Origin of the sequence: Olsenella sp. An270 (genome assembly GCF_002159735.1) — a bacterium.
GTDB lineage: Bacteria > Actinomycetota > Coriobacteriia > Coriobacteriales > Atopobiaceae > Thermophilibacter.
In genome coordinates this window covers 45,071-69,458 of the sequence record NZ_NFJF01000007.1, presented here as the reverse complement: position 1 = coordinate 69,458, position 24,388 = coordinate 45,071, and the positions used below count along the sequence as shown (strand labels likewise).

25 protein-coding genes are annotated in these 24,388 nt (G+C 69.7%); 4 read left to right on the top strand and 21 right to left on the bottom strand.

What is annotated here, in order from left to right:
• Nucleotides 1-2 precede the first annotated feature (2 nt).
• The 12 genes from atpA to prfA all read right to left on the bottom strand — a co-directional run bounded on the left by atpA (nt 3) and on the right by prfA (nt 10,039).
• Nucleotides 3-1,667: a F0F1 ATP synthase subunit alpha gene (gene atpA, locus B5F73_RS08260; RefSeq protein ID WP_087227769.1), complete on the bottom strand. Its 1,665-nt coding sequence runs from the start codon at nt 1,665-1,667 to the stop codon at nt 3-5.
• A complete protein-coding gene (locus tag B5F73_RS08255) occupies nt 1,668-2,141 on the bottom strand; it encodes a F0F1 ATP synthase subunit delta (RefSeq protein WP_087227768.1) in 474 nt (157 codons plus the stop codon).
• Nucleotides 2,131-2,733, bottom strand: a complete 603-nt coding sequence (gene atpF, locus B5F73_RS08250) for a F0F1 ATP synthase subunit B (RefSeq protein WP_087227767.1) — start codon at nt 2,731-2,733, stop codon at nt 2,131-2,133. The genes B5F73_RS08255 and atpF overlap by 11 nt, the downstream gene beginning before the upstream one ends.
• Before the next feature lie 31 nt (nt 2,734-2,764).
• A complete protein-coding gene (atpE, locus tag B5F73_RS08245; protein ID WP_075278954.1) occupies nt 2,765-2,968 on the bottom strand; it encodes an ATP synthase F0 subunit C in 204 nt (67 codons plus the stop codon).
• 108 nt (nt 2,969-3,076) lie between these two features.
• Nucleotides 3,077-3,883: a F0F1 ATP synthase subunit A gene (gene atpB, locus B5F73_RS08240; RefSeq protein WP_204206300.1), complete on the bottom strand. Its 807-nt coding sequence runs from the start codon at nt 3,881-3,883 to the stop codon at nt 3,077-3,079.
• 2 nt (nt 3,884-3,885) lie between these two features.
• Nucleotides 3,886-4,194: a hypothetical protein gene (locus B5F73_RS08235; protein ID WP_087227765.1), complete on the bottom strand. Its 309-nt coding sequence runs from the start codon at nt 4,192-4,194 to the stop codon at nt 3,886-3,888.
• A 415-nt stretch (nt 4,195-4,609) separates the two neighbouring features.
• Entirely contained in the window at nt 4,610-5,257 is a 648-nt protein-coding gene (upp, locus tag B5F73_RS08230) for a uracil phosphoribosyltransferase (RefSeq protein ID WP_087227764.1), read from the bottom strand.
• Between the two features lie 19 nt (nt 5,258-5,276).
• The gene (glyA, locus tag B5F73_RS08225) at nt 5,277-6,533 is read right to left on the bottom strand and encodes a serine hydroxymethyltransferase (RefSeq protein WP_087227763.1); all 1,257 of its coding nucleotides are present in this window, start codon (nt 6,531-6,533) and stop codon (nt 5,277-5,279) included.
• Between the two features lie 39 nt (nt 6,534-6,572).
• Nucleotides 6,573-7,046, bottom strand: coding sequence for a ribose 5-phosphate isomerase B (gene rpiB / locus B5F73_RS08220; RefSeq protein WP_087227762.1), 474 nt, complete (start codon nt 7,044-7,046; stop codon nt 6,573-6,575).
• 62 nt (nt 7,047-7,108) lie between these two features.
• Nucleotides 7,109-7,756 (bottom strand): L-threonylcarbamoyladenylate synthase, encoded by a 648-nt coding sequence (locus B5F73_RS09465; RefSeq protein ID WP_204206298.1) that lies wholly within the window; start codon nt 7,754-7,756, stop codon nt 7,109-7,111.
• A gap of 2 nt (nt 7,757-7,758) precedes the next feature.
• The gene (prmC, locus tag B5F73_RS09460; RefSeq protein ID WP_204206297.1) at nt 7,759-8,649 is read right to left on the bottom strand and encodes a peptide chain release factor N(5)-glutamine methyltransferase; all 891 of its coding nucleotides are present in this window, start codon (nt 8,647-8,649) and stop codon (nt 7,759-7,761) included.
• A 325-nt stretch (nt 8,650-8,974) separates the two neighbouring features.
• On the bottom strand, nt 8,975-10,039 hold the full coding sequence (prfA, locus tag B5F73_RS08210) for a peptide chain release factor 1 (RefSeq protein ID WP_087227781.1): 1,065 nt from the start codon (nt 10,037-10,039) through the stop codon (nt 8,975-8,977).
• An 88-nt stretch (nt 10,040-10,127) separates the two neighbouring features.
• Here prfA and B5F73_RS08205 point away from each other — a divergent pair, with 88 nt between their 5' ends.
• Nucleotides 10,128-11,591 carry a hypothetical protein gene (locus B5F73_RS08205; protein ID WP_087227761.1) on the top strand — a complete coding sequence of 488 codons (1,464 nt, stop codon included), beginning with the start codon at nt 10,128-10,130 and terminating at the stop codon, nt 11,589-11,591.
• 84 nt (nt 11,592-11,675) lie between these two features.
• On the opposite strand, the gene rpmE is transcribed toward B5F73_RS08205, so the two are convergent.
• Nucleotides 11,676-12,098 carry a 50S ribosomal protein L31 gene (gene rpmE / locus B5F73_RS08200; RefSeq protein ID WP_087227760.1) on the bottom strand — a complete coding sequence of 141 codons (423 nt, stop codon included), beginning with the start codon at nt 12,096-12,098 and terminating at the stop codon, nt 11,676-11,678.
• 175 nt (nt 12,099-12,273) lie between these two features.
• Between rpmE and B5F73_RS08195 the strand changes: the two genes are divergently transcribed.
• Nucleotides 12,274-13,053 (top strand): type III pantothenate kinase, encoded by a 780-nt coding sequence (locus tag B5F73_RS08195; protein ID WP_087227759.1) that lies wholly within the window; start codon nt 12,274-12,276, stop codon nt 13,051-13,053.
• A 136-nt stretch (nt 13,054-13,189) separates the two neighbouring features.
• On the opposite strand, the gene B5F73_RS08190 is transcribed toward B5F73_RS08195, so the two are convergent.
• From B5F73_RS08190 to B5F73_RS08180, 3 genes are all read right to left on the bottom strand, one after another.
• Nucleotides 13,190-13,711 carry a hypothetical protein gene (locus tag B5F73_RS08190; RefSeq protein ID WP_143803171.1) on the bottom strand — a complete coding sequence of 174 codons (522 nt, stop codon included), beginning with the start codon at nt 13,709-13,711 and terminating at the stop codon, nt 13,190-13,192.
• Entirely contained in the window at nt 13,702-15,171 is a 1,470-nt protein-coding gene (gene folP, locus B5F73_RS08185; RefSeq protein ID WP_087227757.1) for a dihydropteroate synthase, read from the bottom strand. The genes B5F73_RS08190 and folP overlap by 10 nt, the downstream gene beginning before the upstream one ends.
• 91 nt (nt 15,172-15,262) lie before the next feature.
• Nucleotides 15,263-16,198, bottom strand: coding sequence for a patatin family protein (locus B5F73_RS08180; RefSeq protein WP_087227756.1), 936 nt, complete (start codon nt 16,196-16,198; stop codon nt 15,263-15,265).
• A 107-nt stretch (nt 16,199-16,305) separates the two neighbouring features.
• Here B5F73_RS08180 and B5F73_RS08175 point away from each other — a divergent pair, with 107 nt between their 5' ends.
• Both B5F73_RS08175 and B5F73_RS08170 read left to right on the top strand, forming a co-directional pair.
• A complete protein-coding gene (locus B5F73_RS08175) occupies nt 16,306-17,043 on the top strand; it encodes an NAD-dependent protein deacylase (protein ID WP_087227755.1) in 738 nt (245 codons plus the stop codon).
• 54 nt (nt 17,044-17,097) lie between these two features.
• Nucleotides 17,098-17,871, top strand: a complete 774-nt coding sequence (locus tag B5F73_RS08170) for an exodeoxyribonuclease III (protein ID WP_087227754.1) — start codon at nt 17,098-17,100, stop codon at nt 17,869-17,871.
• Nucleotides 17,872-17,887: 16 nt separating this feature from the next.
• Here B5F73_RS08170 and B5F73_RS08165 read toward each other — a convergent pair whose 3' ends face one another.
• The 5 genes from B5F73_RS08165 to tilS form a co-directional block, all read right to left on the bottom strand.
• Nucleotides 17,888-18,715, bottom strand: a complete 828-nt coding sequence (locus tag B5F73_RS08165; protein ID WP_204206296.1) for a phosphatase — start codon at nt 18,713-18,715, stop codon at nt 17,888-17,890.
• A 9-nt stretch (nt 18,716-18,724) separates the two neighbouring features.
• A complete protein-coding gene (locus B5F73_RS08160; RefSeq protein WP_087227753.1) occupies nt 18,725-19,909 on the bottom strand; it encodes a pyridoxal phosphate-dependent aminotransferase in 1,185 nt (394 codons plus the stop codon).
• Complete coding sequence (gene ftsH, locus B5F73_RS08155; RefSeq protein ID WP_343225020.1) at nt 19,906-21,759, bottom strand: ATP-dependent zinc metalloprotease FtsH; 1,854 nt, start codon at nt 21,757-21,759, stop codon at nt 19,906-19,908. Before ftsH ends, B5F73_RS08160 begins: the two co-directional genes overlap by 4 nt.
• A gap of 126 nt (nt 21,760-21,885) precedes the next feature.
• A complete protein-coding gene (gene hpt / locus B5F73_RS08150) occupies nt 21,886-22,434 on the bottom strand; it encodes a hypoxanthine phosphoribosyltransferase (protein ID WP_087227752.1) in 549 nt (182 codons plus the stop codon).
• Between the two features lie 381 nt (nt 22,435-22,815).
• On the bottom strand, nt 22,816-24,321 hold the full coding sequence (gene tilS / locus B5F73_RS08145; RefSeq protein ID WP_204206295.1) for a tRNA lysidine(34) synthetase TilS: 1,506 nt from the start codon (nt 24,319-24,321) through the stop codon (nt 22,816-22,818).
• Between the last annotated feature and the right edge of the window lie 67 nt (nt 24,322-24,388).

The following is a 24,388-nucleotide window of genomic DNA, read 5'->3' as shown; positions in this document are numbered from 1 at the left end:
GTCTACTTCCCCTGGCCGTCCAGCGGCTCGTGACCGCCCTCGGGCGGCGCGGCGACGGTGTCCTCCGCCGCCTGCTCGACGTCCTCGAGACGCTTGCGGTTGGGGTGCTCGGCGAGGAACAGCTTCTTGTAGCGGGCGATGCGGCCGCGCAGACGCGAGGCCGTGGCGTCGTCGATCTTGCCGTCCATGACCGAGGCGCGCAGCTTGGGGCAGTGCTCGGACATGTACTTGGCCAGGCCGTCGCGGAACAGCGTCACGTTCTCGAGGTCGATGTCGTCGAGGAAGTCCTCCTTGGCGGCAAAGATCGAGATGACCTGGTCGCGGACGTCGAGCGCCGAGAAGCGCTGCTGCTTGAGCATCTCCATGACGTGGGCGCCGTGGTTGAGCTGGTACTGCGTCGTGGCGTCGAGGTCGGAGCCAAACTGCGAGAAGGCCTGCTTCTCGCGGAAGGCCGCCAGGTCCAGGCGCAGCGTGCCCACGACCTGCTTCATGGCCTTGATCTGGGCGTCGCCGCCCACGCGGGAAACCGAGATGCCCACGTCGACGGCGGGGCGCTGGCCCTGGAAGAACAGGTTGGACTGGAGGTAGATCTGACCGTCCGTGATGGAGATCACGTTCGTGGGGATGTAGGCGGAGACGTCGCCCTCCTGCGTCTCGATGATCGGCAGCGCCGTGAGCGAGCCGCCGCCGTTGGCGTCAGAGAGCTTGCAGGCGCGCTCGAGCAGGCGGCTGTGCAGGTAGAAGATGTCGCCGGGGTACGCCTCGCGTCCGGGCGGACGGTGCAGCGTCAGCGACATCTGACGGTAGGCGACGGCCTGCTTGGAGAGGTCGTCGTAGACCACGAGGACGTGCCCGCCGGGGTGCTCGGCGTCGGCGGGGTTGCCGTGCTCGTCGTTGTACATGAAGTACTCGCCGATCGCGGCGCCCGCCATCGGGGCGATGTACTGCATCGGCGCGGACTCGGCGGCGGTGGCCGAGACGATGACCGTCTTGTCCAGGACGCCGTGCTGCGCGAGCGACTCGCGGATGCCGGCGACCGTGGAGGCCTTCTGGCCGATGGCCACGTAGATGCAGATCATGTCGGTCGCACGCTGGTTGACGATGGCGTCGATGGCGATGGCCGTCTTGCCCGTCTTGCGGTCGCCGATGATGAGCTCGCGCTGGCCGCGGCCGATGGGCACCATCGCGTCGATGGCGAGAAGACCCGTCTGGACGGGCTCGCACACCGGCTGGCGGTCCATGATGCCGGGGGCCTTGAACTCGATCGGGCGACGGTGCGTGGTGTTGATCGGGCCGAGGCCGTCGATCGGCTGGCCGAGCGGGTTCACCACGCGGCCGAGCATGGCGTGACCGACCGGGATGTCCATGACGCGCCCGGTGGTGCGGCACTCGTCGCCCTCCTTGATCTCCTCGGCGTCGCCGAAGAGGACCGCGCCCACGTCATCCTGGTCGAGGTTCTGCACGAGGCCGTAGACGTCCAGGCCGGTGGCGGAGCTGGTGAGCTTGAGCAGCTCGCCGGCCATGGCGGTCTTGAGGCCCGAGATGCGCGCGATGCCGTCTGCGACCTCGGTGACGACCGAGGCCTCCTGACGGTCGACCGTGGCGTTGATCTGCGCGAGCTCCTCGCGCAGCGTGCTCATGATCTTCTCGGAGCTGATGGTTTCCATTTAGCGTTCCTCGCCTTCGATGAAGGTCGACGAGAGGGTCTTGCGGATGTTGGCGAGCTGGGCGCGCACGGAGGCGTCGTAGCGCTTGCCGCGCACCTCGAGCATGATGCCGCCGATAATCGACGGGTCGATGCGCTCGACGAGGTAGACCGGGGCGTTGAGGTCGGCCTCGGTCTTGGCGCGCACCTTGGCGCGCAGGTCGTCGTCCATGGGGACGGCGGTGGTCACGGTCACCGACACGGTGGTGTCCTGGGAGTCGAGAAGCTCCTTGTAGTGCTTGGCGACCGCCTCGACGAGGTCGAGGTCGTCCTCGCGCTGCATCGCCGCGAGCGTCTCGAGGACCTCGGGCGTGAACTTCTGGGCGTGCTGCCACTGGACGAGGTCCGCGTTGGCGCGGCCCTCGGAGCGAGCCGCCTCCAGGAGCGCCCTCGTGTACGCCTCGACCTTCTCGGCGTCCACGCGCTTAGCGCTCATGGGGCTCCCCCACTTCCGCGAGGTACTTCTCGGCCAGCTTGCGCTGCTCCTCGACGGAGAGGTCGTTGCCGATGATCTTGCTCGCGATCTCCACGGAGAGGTCCACGACGGAGCTGGAAAGCTCGATCATGGCCTTGTGGCGCTCGGAGTCCACGGCGCCGTGGGCCTTGGCGATGATGTCGGCGGCCTCGCGCTGGGCCTTGGCGAGCACCGCGGAGCGGACCTCCTCGGCCTCCTTCTTGGCCTTGGCGACGATGGCGTCGGCCTCGTGGTGCGCCTCGAGGATCTTGGCCTCGTAGCTCTTGGCCTCCTCGGCCGCCTGGATCTTGGAGCGCTGCGCGGCGTCGAGGTCCTCCTGGATCTTCTGCTGGCGCTTCTCCATCATCTCCAGCACCGGCGGCCACACGAGCTTGGCGAGCACGGCGAGGATGACGAGGAAGGCGATGAGCGCGGGGATGAGCTCCGCCGGCTTGGGGATCAGGATGTCCGGGCCGACCGCCGACTCCTCGGCGAACGCCAGGGCGGGCGTGGCCAGGACTACGCCGGCGGCGACGCCCGCGGGCGCAAGCAGCCTTGTGACAGTGTTCTTCATGCTTGCCTCCACTCGGAAACGTGCGACAGCGCTACTTGACGATGAGGCTGACGACGAAGCCGATGAGGGCGAGGGCCTCGACGAAGGCCGAGCCCAGGATGAAGACCGTGAAGAGACGGCCCTGAACCTCGGGCTGACGAGCCATGCCCTGCGCAACGCCACTGGCGGCCAGGCCAATGCCGATGCCCGCGCCGATAACGCCGAGACCATAACCAACGACACCGAGAGCTCCCACTGTTCCTCCTTTGACATTCGCCCCGATGGGTGTTGTGCGCGGGGCGAGTTTCAAACCAACGTGCTATTCCTCAGCGGGCGGGCGCCCGCGAGTTGCCGTTCTTCTTGCCTACTCCTCGTCGGACTCGGCAATCTGGATGTAGACGGCGGAGAGAAGCGCGAAGACGTAGGCCTGGATGGCGGCCACCATGATCTCCACGACGTAGATGACGAGCAGGATACCGACCCACAGCACCGACGCGCCCGCCTGCACGGCGGTGGCCACCGAGAAGGCCTGCACCATGGGCTCGAAGAAGAGCGACGCCAGAATGGCGAAGGTGCCCATGACCACGTGGCCCGCGAAGAGGTTGCAGAAGAGTCGGACGGCAAGCGTGATGAGGCGCAGGATCGTGGAGAAGACCTCGATCAGCCAGACGAGGGCGTTGAGCGGAAACATCACGCCGGCGGGAGCGAGGCTCTTGACGTAGCCGAGCGTGCCCTTCTTCTTGATGCCGCAGACGATGAAGTAAACGAACGAGCAGAGCGCGAGCGCGGCGGTGGTGGAGATGGTGCCGGTGCCCGGCTTGCAGCCCGGGATGATGCCCACGATGTTGTTGGCGAGAACCACAAGGAAGGTCGTGGCGATGAACGGGAAGTGGCGCTTCCAGGACTCGCCGAGCAGGCCCTTGCACATGTCGTCGCGGACGAACTCGACGAGGTACTCAACGCCGTTCACGAAGACGCCCTGCGGCACGAGGCTCGCGGACTGCTTCTTCTTGAAGACGAAGAGCACGACGAGCATCAGCACGATCGCGACCGTGAACCAGAACGAGTACTGCGTGAAGCCGACGGTGTCGAGCGACCCCGCGATCGGCTGAGACGTGAAGCTCGCTACGAGCTCGTTGACCTCGTCTCCCAGGCTGTCCAGAGGATTCAAGATCATCCTTCCCCTCTATGCGGAGCACGGCCGTTGGCCGCCCTCCAGGCCCTTATCGCCTCGATGCTCCAGAAGAGCAGGAACGAGGCGACCAGCGCACACCCGAACTCCAAGAAGCCCGCGTTCGTGGCAGTGTACACCACAAGCAGGACGACGGTAAGGGTGAGAAACGACACGATCACCGCCGCGAGGCAGGAGGCAAGCGAGACCCCCTGGCTCCCCCTCAGAGCCCGCTCGAACAGCGCGGCAGGCGCGACGCACCCCAAAAGGCCAAAAAGCGCGCCGGCGACGACGGCGACCTGAGGTTCCAAGCGCAGCCGCCTCCCGTCCGAGCGAATTAAGGACACGAGAACTCTAGCGCGCCGGGGGAAATAGTCAAGCTGAGCGCCGCTCGCCCCCGTTTCGCCACAATCGGGCGATGAGGGCTGGACGGCGGGTCGGGGGTTCTTGTCGCCCGGCGCTTCTGGGAATCGACGACCTTGTCACCGCGCGGTCTAGAAAACGGGGCCTTTGTCCGGGACTCTTCTAAAAATCGTGGCCCTTGTCCGGAGGCGCTCCGATAATCGCCGCGCTTGTCGCCCGACGCTCTAAAAAGTGGGGACCTTGCACGGTTGTGGAGCTCCCTTTGCGTGCAAGGTCCCGCTTTTCTAGATGTCACAAGGACAAGGGCCGCAAATCCTAGAAGCGCCGGCGACAAGGGCCGCGATTCCCGGAAGCCGTCCCGCCCTACTTGGTGCCGTAGATGCGGTCGCCGGCGTCACCGAGGCCGGGCAGGATGTAGGCGTGCTCGTTGAGCTGGCGGTCGAGCGCGCAGGTGTAGAGGCGCACGTCCGGGTCGAAGTCCAGCGTGGCGCGCACGCCCTCGGGCGCCGAGACGAGCGTGAGGCAGCGGATGTCCTTCACGCCGGCCTCGCGCAGGAACTGGATGGCCGCAGTGAGCGAGCCGCCGGTGGCGAGCATGGGGTCGACGACGAGGCAGATGCGGTTCTGGACGTCGTCGGGGAACTTGCAGTAGTACTGGTGCGGCTCGTGGGTGACCTCGTCGCGGTACATGCCCACGTGGCCCACGCGCGCGGACGGCACGAGCTCGAGCAGGCCGTCGACCATGCCCAGGCCGGCGCGCAGAATCGGGATGATGGCGACCTTCTTGCCGGCGAGGCGCTTGCAGGTGGTGGTCTCAAGCGGGGTCTCCACCTGGACGTCCTCGAGCGGGAAGTCGCGCATGGCCTCGTAGCCCTCGAAGATCGCGAGCTCGGTCACCAGCTCGCGGAACTGCTTGGTGCCGGTGGCCTTGTCACGCAGGATGTGCAGCTTGTGCTGGACGAGCGGGTGGTCGATGACCGTGAAGCGGGTGGGGTCGAACTCTTCTGCCATGCTGGGTCCCTTCTTTGCGTTACGACAGTTCGGGGTAGAGGGGGTGCGCATCGAGGAGCTCGCGCACCTCAAAGGAGACGCGGTCGGCGACGGAGTCGTCGCCCAGGCGGGTCACGACGTCGCCGATGAGCTGGCCGACGCGCTCGCACTCCTGCTCGGAGAAGCCGCGCGTGGTGACGGCCGCGGAGCCCACGCGGATGCCGCTCGTGACGAACGGCGAGCGCCTCTCGCCGGGGATCGTGTTCTTGTTGACGGTGATGCCCACGCCGTCGAGGGCGCGCTCGGCGTCCTTGCCGGTGACGTCACCGGCCGCCGTGAGGTCGACGAGCAGCAGGTGGTTGTCCGTGCCGCCCGAGACCAGGCGCAGGCCGCGCGACTCCATGCCGCGCCCGAGCGCGCGGGCGTTGGCGAGGATGCCGTCGGTGTAGGTGGCAAACTCCGGCGCGAGCGCCTCGCCGAATGCCACCGCCTTTCCGGCGATGACGTGCTCGAGCGGGCCGCCCTGGCTGCCGGGGAAGACGGCGGAGTCGACCTTCTTGGCGAGGTCGGGGTCGTTCGAGAGGATGAGGCCGCCGCGCGGGCCGCGCAGGGTCTTGTGCGTGGTCGTGGTGGTGACGTCGGCGAAGGGCACGGGCGAGGGGTGGCGCCCGGTGGCCACGAGGCCGGCGATGTGGGCCATGTCGACCATGAGCGCAGCGCCCACGGAGTGCGCGATCTCGGCGAAGCGCTCGAAGTCGATGATGCGCGGGTAGGCCGAGGCGCCGGCGATGATCACGCGCGGGCGGTGCTCGCGGGCGAGCGCCTCGACGGCGTCCATGTCGATCCGCTCGGTCTTCTCGTCCACGCCGTAGGAGACGACGTTGTAGAGCTTGCCGGAGAAGTTGGCGGGCGAGCCGTGCGTGAGGTGGCCGCCGTTGTCGAGCGCCATGCCGAGGATCGTGTCGCCGGGCTGGGCGAGCGCCGCGAGGGCGGCGTAGTTGGCCTGGGCGCCGGAGTGGGGCTGCACGTTGGCGAAGCCCGCGCCGAAGAGGGCCTTGGCGCGCTCGCGGGCGAGGTCCTCCACGACGTCGACCGCCCAGCAGCCGCCGTAGTAGCGCTTGCCGGGCAGGCCCTCGGCGTACTTGTTGGTGAGCGGGGACCCCACGGCCTCCATCACCGCGAGGGACACGAAGTTCTCCGACGCGATGAGCTCGATCGAGGAGCGCTGGCGACGGAGCTCGTTGCCGACCGCGGCAAAGACCTCGGGGTCGGACGCGCTCAGGTGCTCGTAGGTCATGTGACCTCCTTCTCGTGGCGCCCGCGGGCGCGGGCGGCGCTACATTCCAAAGTCCATGGGGACGCCCGGGAAGTCGGGGTCGTCCTCGCGCATGATCTTCTCAACGCGCACGGCATGGCGGCCGCCCGCGAACTCGGTGGTGAGAAAGGTGTCGAGAATCGCCTCGTTGTCCTCGAGGGAGACGAAGCGGCCCGAGAGGCAGATGACGTTGGCGTCGTTGTGCTCGCGGGCGAGGCGGGCAAATTCGACCGTCTGGATGGGCAGGGCGCGCACGCCGGCAACCTTGTCGGCCGTGAGGGCGACGCCCAGGCCGGTGCCGCAGATGATCACGCCGCGCTCGACCTCCCCGCGCGCGACGAGGCGGGCGACCTTGTCCGCGAAGTCGGGGTAGTCGCAGCGCGCGTCGGTCGCGGGGCCGCAGTCAACCACCTCGTGACCATGGGAGCGCAGATAGTCCGCGAGCGGGTCCTTCTGGACGAAGCCGGCATGGTCGGACGCGATGGCGATGCGCATGGGAGCCTCCCCGGGTCGACGACGGTGGCACTTCTTCTAGGGTACCACGTGCGTGGGCGGCGTCACCGCCGGGCGGCGAGAAGGACCTCGTCCTCGGTGAGCGCGCCCAGTCGCAGGATTCGCAGCTCAGGGCCGGTGGCGTCCACGATCGTTGAGGCAACGCCGACCGGCGCCGGGCCGGCGTCCACGACGAGGTCGACAGCCTCGACGATGCCTGGCTCCAGGCCGGAGCCCGATGTCGCCGCCGGGGCGCCGTGCGTGTTGGCGCTCGTCTGCGCGAGGGGCACGCCCGCGGCGCGCACGACGGCGCGGTCGAGCTCGGAGTCCGGCACGCGCAGGGCGATCGTGGGTCCCGCGGGGCAGGGCTGGGCGTACTCGGGCGGGACCTCGTCGGAGGCGCGGACCACGATCGTGAGGGCGCCGGGCCAGTGGCGCTCGGCGAGGCGAAGCGCCCAGGCGGGGACGTCGCGGCCGTAGCGGGCGAGGTCGCTGGCGTCGGCGACGAACCACGGCAGCGTCTGCGTCCGCTCACGGCGCTTGACGTCGAAGATGCGCGCGTGACCTGGGTTGCCGGGCGTCGCGGCGCAGCAGATGCCGTAGACGGAGTCGGTGGGCAGCACGGCGACGCCGCCGTCGCGGAGCGCCTCGGCGACGCGGTCCACCACCTCGGGGCTGGGGTCGGTCTGGCTGGAAACGAGAACGGAGCCCATGGCTATCCCTCCCTCACGGCCACGAGGACGCGGGGACGGTGCGTGAGGTCCTCGCGGACCTCGACCGTCTCCCAGCCGTCCCGGGCGCGGACCAGGTCTGCCGCCGCGTCGAGCGCACCCTCGAAGAGCTCCACGGCGAGCGTCCCGCCCGGCGCGAGTGCGACGGGCGCGAGGTCGAGCAGGCGGCGGAACACGTCGAGCCCGTCCGCGCCGCCGTCGAGCGCGAGTTCCGGCTCGAAGTCGCGGACCTCGGCGGGGACCTCCTCGGCGAGCACGCGCGTGGGGATGTAGGGCGGGTTGGAGACGAGCACGGCGAACGAGCCCATGAGCTCGGGGTCCACCCCCGCAGCGAGGTCGCACTCCACGACGTCGACGACGTCCTCGAGACCCAGCGCGTCGCGGTTGCGGTTTGCCAGCTCGACCGCGCGCGGGGAGAGGTCGGTTGCTGTGACCAGCGTTCCCGGGCGCTCCGAGGCGATTGAGAGCGCGACGCAGCCGGTCCCCGTGCCCACCTCGAGCACGCGGGCGCCGCCCTCCGCCGCCGCCCGGTCCACGCCCTCGAGGGCGACGTCCACCAGGATCTCCGTCTCGGGACGCGGGATGAGCACGCCCCGCTCGCAGCGAAGGACGATGTGACGGAAGGGCATCTCTCCGGTCACGTACTGCAGCGGCTCCCCCGCCGCACGGCGCTCGATGGCGGCATGCATCTCGTCGAGCTCCCCCGGCTGGAGCGGCCGGTCGAAGTTCGTGTAGAGCTCGACGCGCGAGAGCCCCGTCACGGCGGCGAGCAGCCACTCCGCCGAGAGGCGCGGGTGCTCGTCGCCCTTGCGCTCGAGGTAGCCGCACGTCCAGTCGAGGACGCGCTTGATGGTCCAGGTGCCTTGGTCCGGCATGTTCGCCTCCCGTCTCGGTCCGGTCACAGCATCATAGCCCCGCTGTCGGCCGCCGCCGGGCCCTCGTCTTGGGCAAAACCTCCACTCGTGCTGCATCAGACCGCTTCCGGAACACAAAACCGTCGTTCGTGCAGCGCTCAGGTGGCCCCGAGGCGGTCCCTGCCGACGCACCCGCAGGCAAAACCGCAGGAAACGACATAACTGTTTGAATCTCATCTCGAAAATCGACGAGATTTACGCTACACGAACGGCGTTTTTGATTTCAAAACGCGCGTAACGTAGCACGAAGGACGCTTTTATGCACGTTCGCGCCCGCTCCGCTCGCCTACGCCACCTGGGAGAGCTTCTCGGCGCGCTCGGCAGCGGCCAGCGCCTCGATCACGCTCGAAAGCGTGTCGCCCAAAAGCACGCCGTTGTAGGTGCCGTTGAAGCCGATGCGGTGGTCGGTCACGCGGTCCTGCGGCTGGTTGTAGGTGCGAATCTTCTCGGCGCGGCTGCCGTGGCCGATCTGGGAGAGGCGGTCGGCGCCCTGCTCGGCCTGCTGCTTCTCCAGCTCCATCTCGTAGAGGCGGGCGCGCAGCATCTGCATGCAGACCTCGCGGTTCTGGATCTGCGAGCGCTGGTCCTGGGACTGCACCACGGTGTTGGTGGGCAGGTGGGTGATGCGCACCGCCGAGTAGGTGGTGTTGACGCACTGGCCGCCGGGGCCGGACGCGCAGTAGGTGTCGATGCGCAGGTCGTTCTGGTCGATCTGGATGTCGATCTCGTCGGCCTCGGGCAGCACCGCCACCGTGGCCGTGGAGGTCTGGATGCGGCCCTGGCTCTCGGTCTTGGGCACGCGCTGGACGCGGTGGACGCCCGACTCGAACTTGAGCACGGAGTAGACCTTGTCGCCGGAGACCTTGAACTCGATGGTCTTGAAGCCGCCGGCCTCGGACGGACTCGACGAGAGCACCTCGACCTTCCAGCCGCGGTGCTCACAGAAGCGCTCGTACATCTTGAACAGGTCGCCCGCGAAGATGGCGGCCTCGTCGCCGCCCACGCCGGCGCGGATCTCGACGATCGTGTCCTTGTCGTCGTTGGGGTCGGCGGGGATGAGCAGGAACTTGATGTCCTCCTCCAGGGCGGGAAGCTTGGCCTCGTTGGCGGCGATGTCCTCCTGGAGCATGGCCTTCTCGTCGGCGTCGGCCTCGTGGAGCATCTCCTTGGCGGCCTCGATGTCGTCGAGCGCGCCGAGGTACTCCCGGGCGCGCGTCACGAGCTCGGTCTGGCCGGCGTGCTCCTTGGCCAGGCGCGCGTACTCCTTGGGGTCGGAGACCACGGCCGGGTCCATGAGGCGCTTCTCGAGCTCCTCGTATGCCTGGATGATCTTGAGCAGCTTGTCTCGCATGTTCACTCCCTGCGTTGTCTTCAGCCTTTCCATCATACCCGAGGACGCGGTGTGAGACACTGGGGGCACGCGAATCCAGGGAGGCACCATGTCTGAGCCCGAGCAGGTCGGAAGGGACGAAGAGGTCGAGAGGGACACAGGGGCAGAGGCCACCGCGGAGATGGCCGACGCCGCGCCCGCCGAGCCCACGGCGGAGCTCGGCACCGCGGGGCCCGAGACGCCCGCCGACGAGGCCCCGACCGAGCGCCGACCGCCCGTCGACGCCACCGCCCCGCGACCGGCCGCACCCGCGGGCGAGGAGACGCGCCTGCGCGACGTGGGCGGCACCGTCATGGGCTACCTGCGCGGCAGGGCCCGAGTGCTCTCCGGGCTCGTCCGACGGCACCGCGGCGCGACCGTCGCGCTCGCGCTCATCGCCTGCGTCGCGGCGGCCCTTCTCGGCGTGGCGCTCTTCCGCGCCCTCGCGGTGCCCGACGCCGCAACGGTCGAGGCGGACGCCCGCGCCACCCTGTCCACGCCCGAGTGCTCGGGCGGCACCTACGGGACGGACGCCACGCTCGTGACGAAGGGCGTGGACGTGCGCTCGGTCTCGCGCTCCCAGACGGCCCCCGAGGGGACGAGCCCCCAGTTTGGCGCCGCCGGCTACGCCACGGCCGAGGTCGTGGCGAGCTATGCCGGCCAGGGCGTGACCGCCGACCAGGGGGCGACGCTCTCCTACGCGCTCGTCGACGGGACGTGGACAATCCTGCCCGGCGCGACCAACGAGGGCGTCACCTGGCACGCGACGGCCGGCGTGGATCAGAGCAAGGTGCTGAGCAACGTCCATCTGCTGCTCGAGCGCGTAGACGCCGCGGACGCCGGCGAGCCGCCGCTCGCCGAGCTCTACGCGAACGCGGCCATGGCGATCGAGAGCGAGTCCTTCGACGAGGAGGCCCAGACCGACACGCTCGAGGTCTCCTGCGTCCGGACCGAGGCGTTCGAGACCTACGAGTGCCTCCTGACCGTGACCTTCTCCTTCAGCCAGACCACCGGCCAGTGGGGCGTCTCGCAGGTGGAGGCGTCGGGCACCGCGCGCGAGCGCAACCTCGAGGCGCTCCTGGGCACCTGGTCCGGCGAGTTTAGGAGCCAGCAGACCGACGGCGGGAAGTGCCTGGCCGCGCGCGAGGGAGGGCTCACCGTGGAGGTGCTGGGCGTGAGCGTCGGCGAGGATGCCGTCATGCTCTCGGGCTACGTGAGCGGCGTCGCGCACTACCACGCCAATCCCGCGGACGACGCGGCCTCGTGCAAGGGCGACGTCGCGCTCGGCGAGGTGCACTTCACCGCACGGCTCGAGTCGGAGGACGAGGGGCTCGTGTTTGTCGCCGAGCTGCCGGAGGACGTGGGCGGCGACGCCTCCCTCACGCTGCGCTTTGGCACGCCCGAGGACCCGTCGGCCGCCGTGGCGGAGGTGCGCTCCGAGTTCACCTACGACGACGCGATCCTGTTCATCCCCTACGAGCGGACGGCGACCTACGTCGACTCGTTCACGCTGCTGCGCGCCGAGGCCGAGTAGGCGCCAGGCGGACCCCCGACGCATGAAAAAGCGCCCCGCAGGCGACGTGCCCGCGGGGCGCTCCCAGGTTCGCTGGGTCTGGCGCTACTCGGCGACCTCGGCGGTCTCCTCGGCGACAGCCTCGGCAGCGGGCTCCTCGGCGGGAGCGGCGGCAGCCTCGGCCTCGGCCTTCTTGGCGTACTCGGCGGCACGCTTGGCCTTCTCGGCGGCCTTGGCCTCCTTGGCGGCCTTCTTGGCGGCGGCCTCCTCGGCAGCCTTGGCAGCCTTGGCAGCCTTGGCCTCCTCGGCCTTCTTCAGCTGGGCGGCAGCGGCGCCACCAAACTTGTCGGCGAAGCGCTGGACGCGGCCGCCGGTGTCAACGAGCTTCTGGGTGCCGGTGTAGAACGGGTGGCACTTGTCGCAGAGGTCGACGCGCATCTCGCTCTTGGTGGAGCGGGTGGTCCAGGTGTTGCCGCAGGAGCAGCGAACGTTGCACTCCACGTACTCGGGGTGGATACCTTGCTTCATGGCAGGACTCCTCTTCTTCGGCCCTGGTTTCCGACCAGGGCAGGGGTTCGTCTTGGTTCCGACCAAGACACAATAGCCGTATGACTATATCAGAACGTCCGTGACGCGTCTGTGGAGATTTCCCGTCCGCCGCGCGCTAAGATGGGCGAGAAGAACCGCGGACCGGAGGTGACCCATGTTCCTCGCCATAGACGTCGGCAACACGCAGTCCACGCTCGGCCTCTTTGACGAGGACGGCCGGCTCGTGCGCGGATGGCGCATGTCCACCAACGCCACGGACACCTCCGACATGCTGCACTCGCGCCTCTGGGGCTACTTCGGCAAGGACGGCCTCGACCTCGCCGCCGTCACCGATGCGGGCGTGGCCAGCGTGGTGCCCGCGCTCGAGCGCGCGTGGCGGCGCTGCCTGGAGACGCACCTCGGGCACGACCCGCTCGTCGTGAGCGCCGGGCGCGACTACGGCATGGAGGTCGCCATGCCCGACCCGCGCCAGGTCGGCGCCGACCGCATCGCCAACGCCATCGCGGCGCGCAGCACGTATGGCGCGCCGGTCATCGTGGTGGACTTTGGGACCGCGACGAACATCGACGTGGTTGACGCGACGGGCGCCTACCGTGGCGGCGCCATCTCGCCGGGCCTCATGCTCTCGGCGAACGCGCTCTTCTCGCGCGCGGCCAAGCTCGCGAGCATCCCCGTGGAGGCGCCGGGGCGGGCGCTCGGCGACAGCACCGAGGCGGCGCTGCAGTCGGGCCTCGTGATCGGTGCGGCGGCGCAGGCGGAGGGGCTCGTGGCGCGCATCCGCGCGGAGCTCGGCGCGCCGGGTGCCACCGTCGTGGGGACGGGTGGGCTCGCGCGCACCGTCGCGCGGGCGACGGACCTCTTCGACGCGATCGACCCCGACCTCACCCTGCGCGGCATCCGCGAGATCTGGCTCCGCGAGCGCGACCGCGCATAGCGAGCGCGAGGTTTGGGTTCGCCCGCTGGGAGGCAGGATGCCGACAATTTGCGAATGCGCACGTAAATGGCCATGCCGCAAAATGGGTGCCCACCGTTTGGCAAAACGGTGAACCCAAACCTCGGAAAGGGGTCGTTCAGACGTAGCGCAGGCGCGCCTGCTCGGGGGCGACCTCGAGCTCCTGGGTGCCGTTCGCCAGACGCACCGTGGCGCGCCCCCACACGTCCACGGCCACGAGCGTGCCCTCGCCGATCACGCGGTCGCCGCGCAGGACCTCGACCTGCTCGCCCGTGCCGAGAAGGGCGTCAAAGTAGTCGGAGAGCACCGGCGCGAGCGGCCCGGCCGCGGCACGGCCCTCCGCGACGCCCTGCGCCCATGCGCCGACGGCCTCGCTGGCGGCGCGCTCGAGCACGGCGGCGTCGAAGCCCCGCTCCGCGTCCCATGCAAGGTCGCAGCGGACGAAGACGCCCTCGTCGTCGTAGCCGGCGCGGGCGTCGACGCTCACGAGCGGCTCCCCGCTCGCCGTGACCACCTCGTGCGGCCAGCGCACGCGGGCGCCCAGCTCGCGGGCGACGCCGAGCGCACACACGTGCGGCACGCCCGTCACGTGGCCCATAGGCACCGCCGGGCGCAGCGCGAACGACGTCCCTACTCCCACGCGACCTCCCCCAGGTCGGCCGTCACCTGGCCCACGCGCTCCTCGCGCGGGGTCACGGCCACGCCGGCGTGCGTGAGGAAGCGCTCCGGGTCGTGCATGAGGTCCTCCATCGGCACGATCACGTAGTCGCGCTCGCCGAGGCGGGGGTGCGGCAGCGTGAGGCGGGCGCCGGCATGGGACTCCCCGTCGACCCAGACGAGGTCGCAGTCGATGGTGCGCGGGCCGCTGCCCGGCTTCTTGGCGCCGGCGCGGGAGGCGTCGTCCTTCTCGCCCTTGGGACGGATGCGCCCGAGCTGGTCCTCCACCTCGAGCAGCTTGCCCATGAGCACAAGCGGGTGCAGCTCAGTGCGGATCTCTGCCACGGCGTTGGCCACCGGCGTGGCGATGCCGTAGGCGGGCTCGGTCTCGTAGGCGTGGCTCACGCTGACCACGCAGGTGAGCGGGATCTCATCGATGAGCTGGGCGGCGCGCGCGAGGTTGGCCACGCGGTTGCCCACGTTGGAGCCCAGGCTCACAAAGCCCTGGCGCGCGTCCTTGTGCGAGACGGCCCAGTAGGCGTTCACGGCCTGCGCGACCTCGGCGACGTTGTGGACGCGCAGGATCCGGGCGCCGTTCTCGATCGCGGAGATGCACACGCCCGCCGTGGCCGCGTCGCGCGCCGCAGGGTCGGCCTCGCCGCCGAGCGCGCCCACGAAGCGCTTGCGCGAGACGGCGCACATGAGCGGGTAGCCCATCGACGCCATGGAGCGCGTGGCGCGCTGGATGACCACGTCCTCGTCGGCGTACTTGTCGAAGCCCGCGCCCGGGTCCATGCAGATGCGGTCGCGCGAGACGCCGGCGCGCATGAGGGTGCGCGCCTGGTCGCCCAGAAAGCCCATGACCTGGCGCATGATCGGCGCCTGGTCGGGCAGGGTGAAGCGATGCTGGGACGCCACGGGGCGCGGCTGGGCGGAGCCGCTCGGGCGCGACTCGTCGAGCAGGACCTGACGGCGCGTGGCATGCGTGCCGAGGCCGCCCTGGTTCCAGTGCATGACGACGCAGCCGCAGTCGGTGTCGGCCGCCACCTGCACCATCTCGGGGTCGGTGAAGCCGCTGACGTCGTTGACGATGGAGGCGCCCAGGCGCACGCACATGCGCGCGACGTCGGCGTGGCGCGTGTCGACGGACACCACGGCGCCCGCCTCCACGAGTGCCCGCACCACCGGCACCACGCGCCCGGCCTCCTCCTCGGAGCTCACGGGCGTGTGCCCGGGGCGCGTGGACTCGCCGCCCACGTCGATGATGTCGGCACCCTCGTCGAGCATGGCCAGGCCGCGCGCGACGGCCGCGTCGAGGCTGAGGTTCTCCCCGCCGTCCGAGAAGGAGTCGGGCGTCACGTTGAGGATGCCCATGATGCGCGGTCGCGCGAGGGAGATCTCGTGCGCGCCGCAGCGCCAGGTTGCGTAGTTTTCTCTGAGCATGCTGTCCTCCTCGGGGCGGGCTCTTCTCGTCCCATTGTACCCACGGGGCGCGCCGGCGGGCGAGAAGGACGCGCACGCGGCGCGGAGGCGCCTAGCCCAACGTGATGTAGCCGGTGCCCTGATCGGGGTCGTCGGGCTGGGGCCCGCCGTCGGCCGAGCCGAAGAGGACCTCGCGCAGGTACTGGGCGTGTCCGGCCTCGTAGGCGGCGTTCAGGCGACGCGGGCTGACGGTGGCGTTCTCGACGGGCATCTCGTCGGGGTAGATGACGAGCGCCCGGCCGTCCCTCTCCAGCTCCTCCACGTGGTCGAGCGCCGCGTTGTAGCGCTCCCAGCGCGTGAGCAGCGCCTTTCTGAGATACGGGTAGTCGCGCGCCACGGCCTTGAACATTTGGTTGTCACGCGCGCCGGGCTCCTTCTTGCGGTAGCCGCGCGGGCGGGTGGCCACGAAGACGAAGCGCTCGAAGCCGTCGTCCTCGGCCATGCAGAGCGGGATGCCGGCGCCCGTGCCCAGGCCGCCGTCCATGAGGACGCGGCCGTCGACCTCGATGGGCTTCATCATGCCCGGAAGCGTGGAGCTGGCGCGCACGAGGTCGATCATGCGCATGGGGTCGGTCATGTCCTCGCGGCCAAAGCGCACCGTGCGCCCGGTGTCACGCTCGAAGGCCTGGATGCGCAGGCGCGCGGGGTTGGCCGAGAAGGTGTCCCAGTCAAAGACGAGCGTGCCGTCACGCAGCGCGCCCTCGTAGAGCGAGTCGGCGTCGAAGTAGCCGCGCCCGCGCAGCAGCGAACGCAGGCCCACCAGGCCCTTGGCCACGCCGTCGGTCATGAAGGCCTCGCGCACGCGCTTGCGGTCGCGCGAGAGGTAGTTGACGGAGTTGCTGGCGCCGGCGGAGAGGCCGCAGACGTAGTCGAAGTAGATGCCCTGCTCGAGCAGGACGTTCGCGAACGCGCAGGTGTACGCCGCGCGGTAGCCGCCGCCCTCGAAGACGAGCGCGCAGTCAAGGACGTTGTTTCGCAGGGCCTCCATGTGACGCCTCCCTCTTGCCTGACATAAGCTACCTTGTTCCCAACTGAGCGGGCGCGCAGACGCCTCCGCAGGATTACCATGATAGGAGGTCTTCCGAAGGAGGGCGCATGGGACGTGCGATCACCGATGCCGCCGAGGCGGCGGCCGAGCTCAGGAGCCTCTTCTCGCGGGCGAGAAGGGCGGTGTTCTTTGGCGGTGCCGGCGTCTCCACGGCGAGCGGCATCCCCGACTTCCGCAGCGCCGACGGGCTCTACCACCAGCACTTTGCCTATCCGCCCGAGGAGATGCTCGGGCACGACTTCTTCGTGACGCACACCGAGGAGTTCTACGAGTTCTACCGCGAGCGCATGATCTGCCTCGGGGCGCGACCCAACCGCGCGCACATGAAGCTCGCGGAGCTCGAGGCCGAGGGTCACCTCGCGGCCGTGGTCACGCAGAACATCGACGGCCTGCACCAGGCTGCCGGCTCGCGGACGGTGCACGAGCTGCACGGCTCGGTCCACCGCAACGTCTGCACGCGCTGCGGCGAGACCTACTCCGCCGAGTGGGTGCTCGCGACCGAGGGCGTGCCGCACTGCGAGAGGTGCGGCGGCCTCGTGAAGCCCGACGTCGTGCTGTACGGAGAGCAGCTCGACGAGCGCGTTCTTCTCGCCAGCGTGAGGGCGATCGAGGAGGCGGACCTGCTGGTCATTGGGGGCACGTCGCTCGTGGTGTACCCCGCGGCGGGGCTCGTGAACTACTTCCGCGGGGACGACCTCGTGATCGTCAATCGCGAGCGGACGCCGCAGGACGGCGCCGCCGACCTCGTGTGCGCCTGCGACATCGCGGCGGCCTTCGACTTCTAGCGCGGGGCGAACGGCTACACTGGTTCCAGCCAGACCCCCGTCGAGAGGACTCCTATGCCCCGCGAGCTGCGCCTCGTCTCCTGGAACGTCAACGGCCTGCGTGCCGTCATGAAGAAGGACCCGAGCTTCGTCGACGTGGTCGAGGCCACCGGCGCCGACGTCTTTGCCATCCAGGAGACCAAGCTGCAGGAGGGCCAGATCGAGCTCGACCTGCCCGGATACCACCAGACCTGGAGCTACGCCGAGCGCAAGGGCTACTCCGGCACGGCCGTCTTCTCCCGCGAGGAGCCGCTGCGGGTGATCAACCACATCGGTGCCCCGGCGGCCGACGACGAGGGCCGCGTCTGCGCGCTCGAGTTCCCGAGCTACTGGTTCGTGGACGTCTACACGCCCAACGCGCAGAACGAGCTGGCGCGCATCGACACGCGCCTGGCCTGGGACAGCGCCTACCGCGAGTTCCTGTGCGGCCTCGCCGCCGAGAAGCCCGTGGTGACCTGCGGGGACTTCAACGTGGCCCACAACGAGATCGACCTCAAGAACCCCGGTCCCAACCGCGGCAACGCCGGCTTCTCCGACGAGGAGCGCGAGAGCTTCACGCGCCTGCTCGACGCCGGCTTCACCGACACCTTCCGCGCGCGCCACCCCGACCTCGCCGGCGCCTACAGCTGGTGGAGCTATCGCTTCAACGCGCGCAAGAACAACGCCGGCTGGCGCATCGACTACTTCCTCGTGTCCAACGACATCGCCGACCGCGTGAGGGGCGCGTCGATCCTCTCCGAGGTCTACGGGTCCGACCACTGCCCCGTGGAGCTCACAATCGAGCTGTAGGCGGCGCCGGGCGCAACTAGAGGGCTGGGACCGTGAGGCCGGCTTCGGACATCGCGTCGAGGAACGCCGCGGCGCAGCGCGTGGCGACGAGCTCCTGCGGGAAGCCAATCCCCTCCAGGAGCTCCAGCGCGGCGGGGACACGGCCCACGTCGGTGCAGACGTGGGCGTCGCTGCTCACGATGACGCGGCACCCCAGCTCGGCGCAGGCCTCGGCTATCGAGCGGCAGCTCTGCCAGGTGCGCCCCTCGCGGCGGCGCGCCTCCAGGCTGTGGTTGTTGATCTCCATGAGCTTGCCCAGGCGCGCGGCCTCGCCGACGACCTCGCGGACGTCGAACGGCACGCCGGCCCGACCCGCATGCCCGAGCGCGAGCACCTTGGGCTGAGCGAGGGCGCCGAGGTACATCTCGGTCCCCTGGGAGACGGTGGCCTCGCGGGCGAACTCGCGGTAGTGGACGCTCGCGATGACGTAGTCGCAGCTCGCAACCACGCGGTCGTAGAGCGTGGTCACGGAGCGCAGCGGTCCTCCGGTGATGTCCTCGGCGACGGCGACGTCCTGCCCGAAGAGGCGTCCGTCGAGCGTGCGGATGTCCGCCTCGGCGCCGTGGAGCAGCCTCACGCCCTCCAACGTCCGCGGCCAGGTCGTCGTGTTAATGAAGTACTGGTAATCTCGCAGGTCGGCGTGGGTGAGGTCGGCTCCGGGGAAGAGCATGTCGGAGAAGTGATCCGTTACGCCCAGCAACTCGAGCCCCGCGTCGCGGGCAGCGAGCACGTTCTCGCGCACCGTGGAGTAGGCGTGGCGCGAGAAGAGCGTGTGGGTGTGGACGTCGCAGCGGTTCTGCAGCATGGAACTCCCCTAGCGGTAGCTGGCGGCGAGCTTCTCCCAGGCGGGCATGGAGTTCACGATGGTCTCGCGCGAGACGCAGTAGCCCACGCGCACCCAGCCCGGGCAGCCGAAGGAGTCGGAGGGGACGGGCAGCAGCTCGAGGTCGCGGCAGCGCTCGAAGAACTTCTCGGCGTCCGGCTCGAGCGCCTTGACCCACAGGTAGAACGCCCCCTCGGGCTCGATGAACTCGTAGCCCAGACGCGAGAGGCCCTCAGTGAGCGCGCGGCGGTTCTCGGCATAGGCCTCGACGTCGCTCGGGCAGTCCACGCAGTCGATCAGCACGCGCTGGAAGAGCGCCGGGGCGCAGACGAAGCCCAGCTTGCGACCAGCGCCGGCCACCGCGAGCACGAGGTCGTCGTGGTCGGGGTTGGTGGGCGGCACCAGCACCCAGCCGATGCGCTCGCCCGGCAGCGAGAGGCTCTTGGAGTAGCTGTAGCACACGATCGAGCGGTCGTAGACGGACGGCACCCACGGCACCTCGGCGCCGTAGGTGATCTCGCGGTAGGGCTCGTCGGCGACGAGGTAGATCGCGGTGCCAAGGCGCTCCTCGGCCTCGCGGAGCGCGGAGGCGAGTGCGGCCAGGTTCTCGCGGGAGTAGACAGAGCCCACGGGGTTGTTGGGCGAGTTGATCACCACGGCCTTGGTGCGCGGCGTGATCGCGGCGGCAACGGCGGCCACGTCCACCTGGAACGTGGCGGGATCGGCCATGACCTCCACGCACGCGGCGCCCGCGGTCTCGATCCAGACGCGGTACTCGGGGAAGTACGGCGCGATCACGATGACCTCGTCGCCGGGGTTCACGGTCGCGTGGAACGTGATGGAGAGCGAGGCCGCCGCGCCGCAGGTGAGGTAGAGGTCACCGGCGGAGGCGGCGCCGTCGCCAAAGCGGCGGGAGAGGCTCGCCGCCACCGCCTCGCGGGCGGCGGGCAGGCCGTTGGCGGGCGTGTAGCCGTGGAGCTGCGTCGCCGGCAGCGCGAGGCTGCGCTCGATCGAGGCGCGCACGGCGTCGGGCGCGGGGATCGAGGGGTTGCCCAGCGAGAAGTCAAAGACGTTCTCGGCGCCGATCTCGGCCTTGCGGGCGTTCGCGTACGCGGAAATCTCTCGGATGGAGGACTTCTGTGCGCCGTACGCGCGGCTCTTCTCGTTGATGCTCACTGCTGCTCCCCTCCGGCGGCGTCCGCCGCCCCGTCGTTCTTCTCGGTCGCGACGTACTCGTCCCAGCGGTCGTCGAGAAGGGCGTCAACCGCGGCACCCTCCACGGTCTCGCGCTCCAGGAGCACGCGTGCCATGGTGTCCATCTGGTCGCGCCGGGCGTCCAGCGCCTCGCGGGCGCGGGCGTGGCCGGTGCGCATGATGCGCTCGACCTCGTCGTCGATGCGCTTGGCCGTCTCGGCGGAGTAGTCCTGGTGGTTGGCGTAGTCGCGCCCCAGGAAGACCTCGTGCTGCGCCTCGCCGAAGACCTGCGCGCCCAGCTCGTCGCTCATGCCGTAGCGCGTGACCATCGTGCGCGCGAGCTTGGTCGCCCGCTCGAGGTCGTTGCTCGCGCCGGTTGTGACGTCGTCGCAGAAGAGCTCCTCGGCCGTGCGGCCCGCGAGCAGCACCGCGATCTGGTCGAGCATGCCGTCGCGAGTCTCCAGGAAGTGGTCCTCCTCGGGGATCTGCATGGTGTAGCCGAGCGCCTGGCCGCGGCTCACGATGCTGATCTTGTGGATGGGGTCGGAGTGCGCCAGGACGTGGCCCACGAGGGCGTGGCCGGACTCGTGGTAGGCGATCACGCGACGCTCGCGCTCGGTGATGACGCGGCTCTTGCGCTCGGGGCCGGCCATGACGCGCTCCATGGCCTCCTCGACCTCGTCGGCGCCGATCGTCTCCTTGCGCCGGCGGGCGGCGAGCAGCGCCGCCTCGTTCATGAGGTTGGCGAGGTCGGCGCCCGTGAAGCCCGGCGTCACCTTGGCCAGGCGCGCGAGGTCGACGTCGGCGGCGACGGGCTTGCCCTTGGCGTGCACGGTCAGAATCTTCTCGCGGCCGCCCACGTCGGGACGGTCGACCGTCACGCGGCGGTCGAAGCGGCCGGGGCGCAGCAGCGCCGGGTCGAGGATGTCGGGGCGGTTGGTGGCGGCGATCAGGATGACCGAGGAGTTGTCCTCGAAGCCGTCCATCTCGACGAGCAGCTGGTTGAGGGTCTGCTCGCGCTCGTCGTGCCCGCCGCCGAGGCCGGCGCCGCGCTGGCGGCCGACGGCGTCGATCTCATCGATGAAGACGATGCAGGGGGCGGCCTCCTTGGCCTGCTTGAAGAGGTCGCGCACGCGGGAGGCGCCCACGCCCACGAACATCTCGACGAAGTCGGAGCCGGAGATGGAGAAGAAGGGGACGCCCGCCTCGCCGGCCACGGCCTTGGCGAGCAGCGTCTTGCCGGTGCCCGGCGGGCCCACGAGCAAAAGGCCGCGCGGGATGCGGGCGCCCATCTTGTGGTAGCGCTCGGGGTCGGCGAGGAAGTCGCGGACCTCCTGGAGCTCCTCGACCGCCTCGTCGATGCCCGCGACGTCGGCAAAGGTGACCTTGGGTCGCTCGCCCTCCAGGGTGAGCGCCTTGGTCTTGGAGAAGGACATGGTCTTGTCCTGCTGCTGGGACATGCGGCTCATGTAGAAGACGAAGACGCCCACGAGCAGCAGCGTGGGGACAACCGAGACGATGATCGTCTCCAGCAGGTCGCCGGAGCTCGTGTCGATCCGGTAGGTGACGCGCGGGTGCTCGGCCATGAGCTCTGCCAGCGAGTCGGATCCCACGTAGACGCTCTGATACTCGACGAGCTTGGAGTCGTCGCCGCGGTCCTCCGCGCTGGTCCAGTACGTGCCGGCGACGCTGCCGTCGGAGGTCTTGTAGGTGACCTCGGCGACGCGCCCCTGCTCGACGGCGGTCACGAACTGGTTGGTGGGCAGCACGTCTGCGGAGCGGTCGCGCCCGGAGAGCGCGGAGCCCATCGAGTAGGCCAGGTAGACCACGATGGCAAGGACGAGCAGCCCCGTGATGGTGCCGGAGCGGGAGGGGCCGCCCGGCAGGCCCGGGGACCCACCGCTGTTCTGTCCGTCTCTGTCCCCGCTGTTGTTTGGATCTGGCACGCGCGTCCTCGCTTACTGATAGACCTCGGGCTTGAGGATGCCGATGTAGGGCAGGTTGCGATAGCGCTCCGCGAAGTCAAGGCCGTAACCGACGATGAACTCGTCGGGCACGTGGGTTCCCACGTAGCGCGGCTCGATGGCCGGACGCTTGCCGGCGACGTCCTTCACGAGGAACGCCGCTACCTCGACCGAGGCCGGGCCGCGGCCCTTGAGCAGGTCGATGAGGTAGGAGAGCGTGAGGCCGGAGTCGAGGATGTCCTCGACGATGAGCACGTTGCGACCTTCGATCTTGGTGTCGAGGTCCTTGACGATGCGGACCACGCCGGAGCTCTTGGCCGCCTCGCCGTAGCTGGAGACCGCCATGAAGTCCACCGACATCGGGCAGTCGATGGCGCGCATGAGGTCTGCCGTGAAGACCACGGCGCCGCGCAGCACGGCCACGACCAGCGGATTCTTGTCGGCATAGTCGCGGGTGATCTGCTCGCCCATACGACTCACGATGCCGCGGATGTCCTCCTCGGAAAGCAGGACCTCCTTGACGTCAGGATGCAGTGACTCCATGGCTCTCCCCTTCCTCTGGCATGCGGTGCCATGTTGCTTATGCAAGCATACCGCAGGACAGAGGGCGTGTGCGCACTCGAGCGCAAAGCGACGGCGGCGGGACCGCCGGCGCCCTGTCGGGAGCTTGCTGCATAAAACGTCCACTCGTGCAGCACTAGGCACCTTCCCGTGCATAAAACCGCGATTCGTGTAACGTCTTTTTTGCCCCTGAGACGACTTTGAAGCGGGCGCGCTTGCAAAGTCGCTGGATTCAGAATCAGATTTAGAATCAATTTTCGATTTTGCGGCGAAATCACGCTACACGAGTCGACGTTTTGTTTTGAAAAGCGCGCGAATGTAGCACGAGCGCGGGTTTTATGCACGGCACGCCGCGGAGCGCGCCTACGCCTCCCTGAGGAGGGCGAGCTCGAGCAGCCACCTGGTCGCGGCAGCGCAGCGGGCGCGCTCATCGGGCCGGACGGGGGCGACCCAGACCACCGCGCCGGTGGGCGAGGTGCGCACCACGGGCACCGCCGCCCGGTCGTCGAGGGGGACGCCCGCCTCGCCGAGCAGGTCGGACACCTTCTTGGACTGGCCGTGCATGCCGAGGGGGCACAGGACGTCACCGGGCCGGGGCGCATCGACCCACAGCCGCCCGCCACGAGCGGGGTCCACGCCAGCGGCGACGGCGTCGAGGAGGACCGACTCACCGTCCCACTCCAGCGCGTGCGCGCGGGCGCGTGCCGCGGGGTCCGTGCCAGGCGCGACCTCGACGAGGCGCGCGACGAGCACGCGACCGTCCGCGAGCTCGAGCCGCCCGGGGACCTCGAGCCAGGCGGCGGAGGGCGAGGGGACGCCCGACCGGGCGCGCAGCACGAGCAGGCCATGCTCCACGCGAGCGGAGACACCCATCGGTATGGTGAGCGACCCCTCTCCTGCGGCGACGGCGCGCAGGATGCCCGCGACGTGGCGGGCCTCGAGCCGGGCGCCCGGGCAGACGGCGAGGAGCGCGGCGCGCACCACGCGGCGCGCGACGGCGACCTCGAGTGCGGCCAGGCGGGCCGCGTCCAGCACGACGAGCCCCTCGGCCTCGCGGCGCGTGAGGTCGCGCAGGGCGCGACCAGCAACGGAGGTGAGATAGGCATCCTCGTCGGAGAGGATGTCGCAGGTGGCGGCAAGGTTGGCCACAATACGCGGGTTTCGCTCCCGCACCACGGGCATGACCTCGTGGCGGACGTAGGCGCGCAGGTAGCGGGTGTCGGCGTTGGTGTCGTCCTCGCGCCAGACGATGCCGCGCATGCGCAGCAGGTCGCAGAGCTCCTCGTGCGTTCGGTCCAAAAGCGGCCGGACGATGTGGTTCCGGCGTCGCGGAATCGACGAGAGCCCCGCCGCCCCGGTGCCGCGGATCGCGTTCATGAAGAAGGTCTCCGCGCGGTCGTCGGCGGTGTGGGCGGTGAGGATGCGCGCGGCAGAGCGCGGCGTGCCCGCGCGTTCGGAGAGCTCGTTGGCTAGGCGGGTCGCCTCGGCGTAGCGCAGCTCGCGGCCCGCGTTCTCCACGTTGTCCCCCGCGCCGGCGGCAAGCGCCGCCACGTCGGCACGCCTGATCGTGCAGGGCATGCCGTAGCGGGCGGCGAGGTCGCGAACAAATTCCTCGTCCTCCTCGGCGTCCAGGCCGCGCAGACCGTGGTTGACGTGCAGCACGTGGAGTCGCTCGCGGGCGATGCGCGCGCGGCCGCGTCCGTCGTCGATGTCCAGTGCGGAGGTGGCGGCCAGCACGAGCAGCGCCGTGGAGTCCGCGCCGCCCGAGACCATGAGGACCACGGGCGCGGCGAGCGCCGGGTCGACCTGGCCGCTCGGGCGCTCGAAGCGCTCGCCCGAGGCACCAAATCTGCGAGAGACGCTCGGCATGTGTCACCCCCAACGGGTACCCTGTACTACTGCGGGACGCCATGCCCGCCACCAGAAGTGTACGACA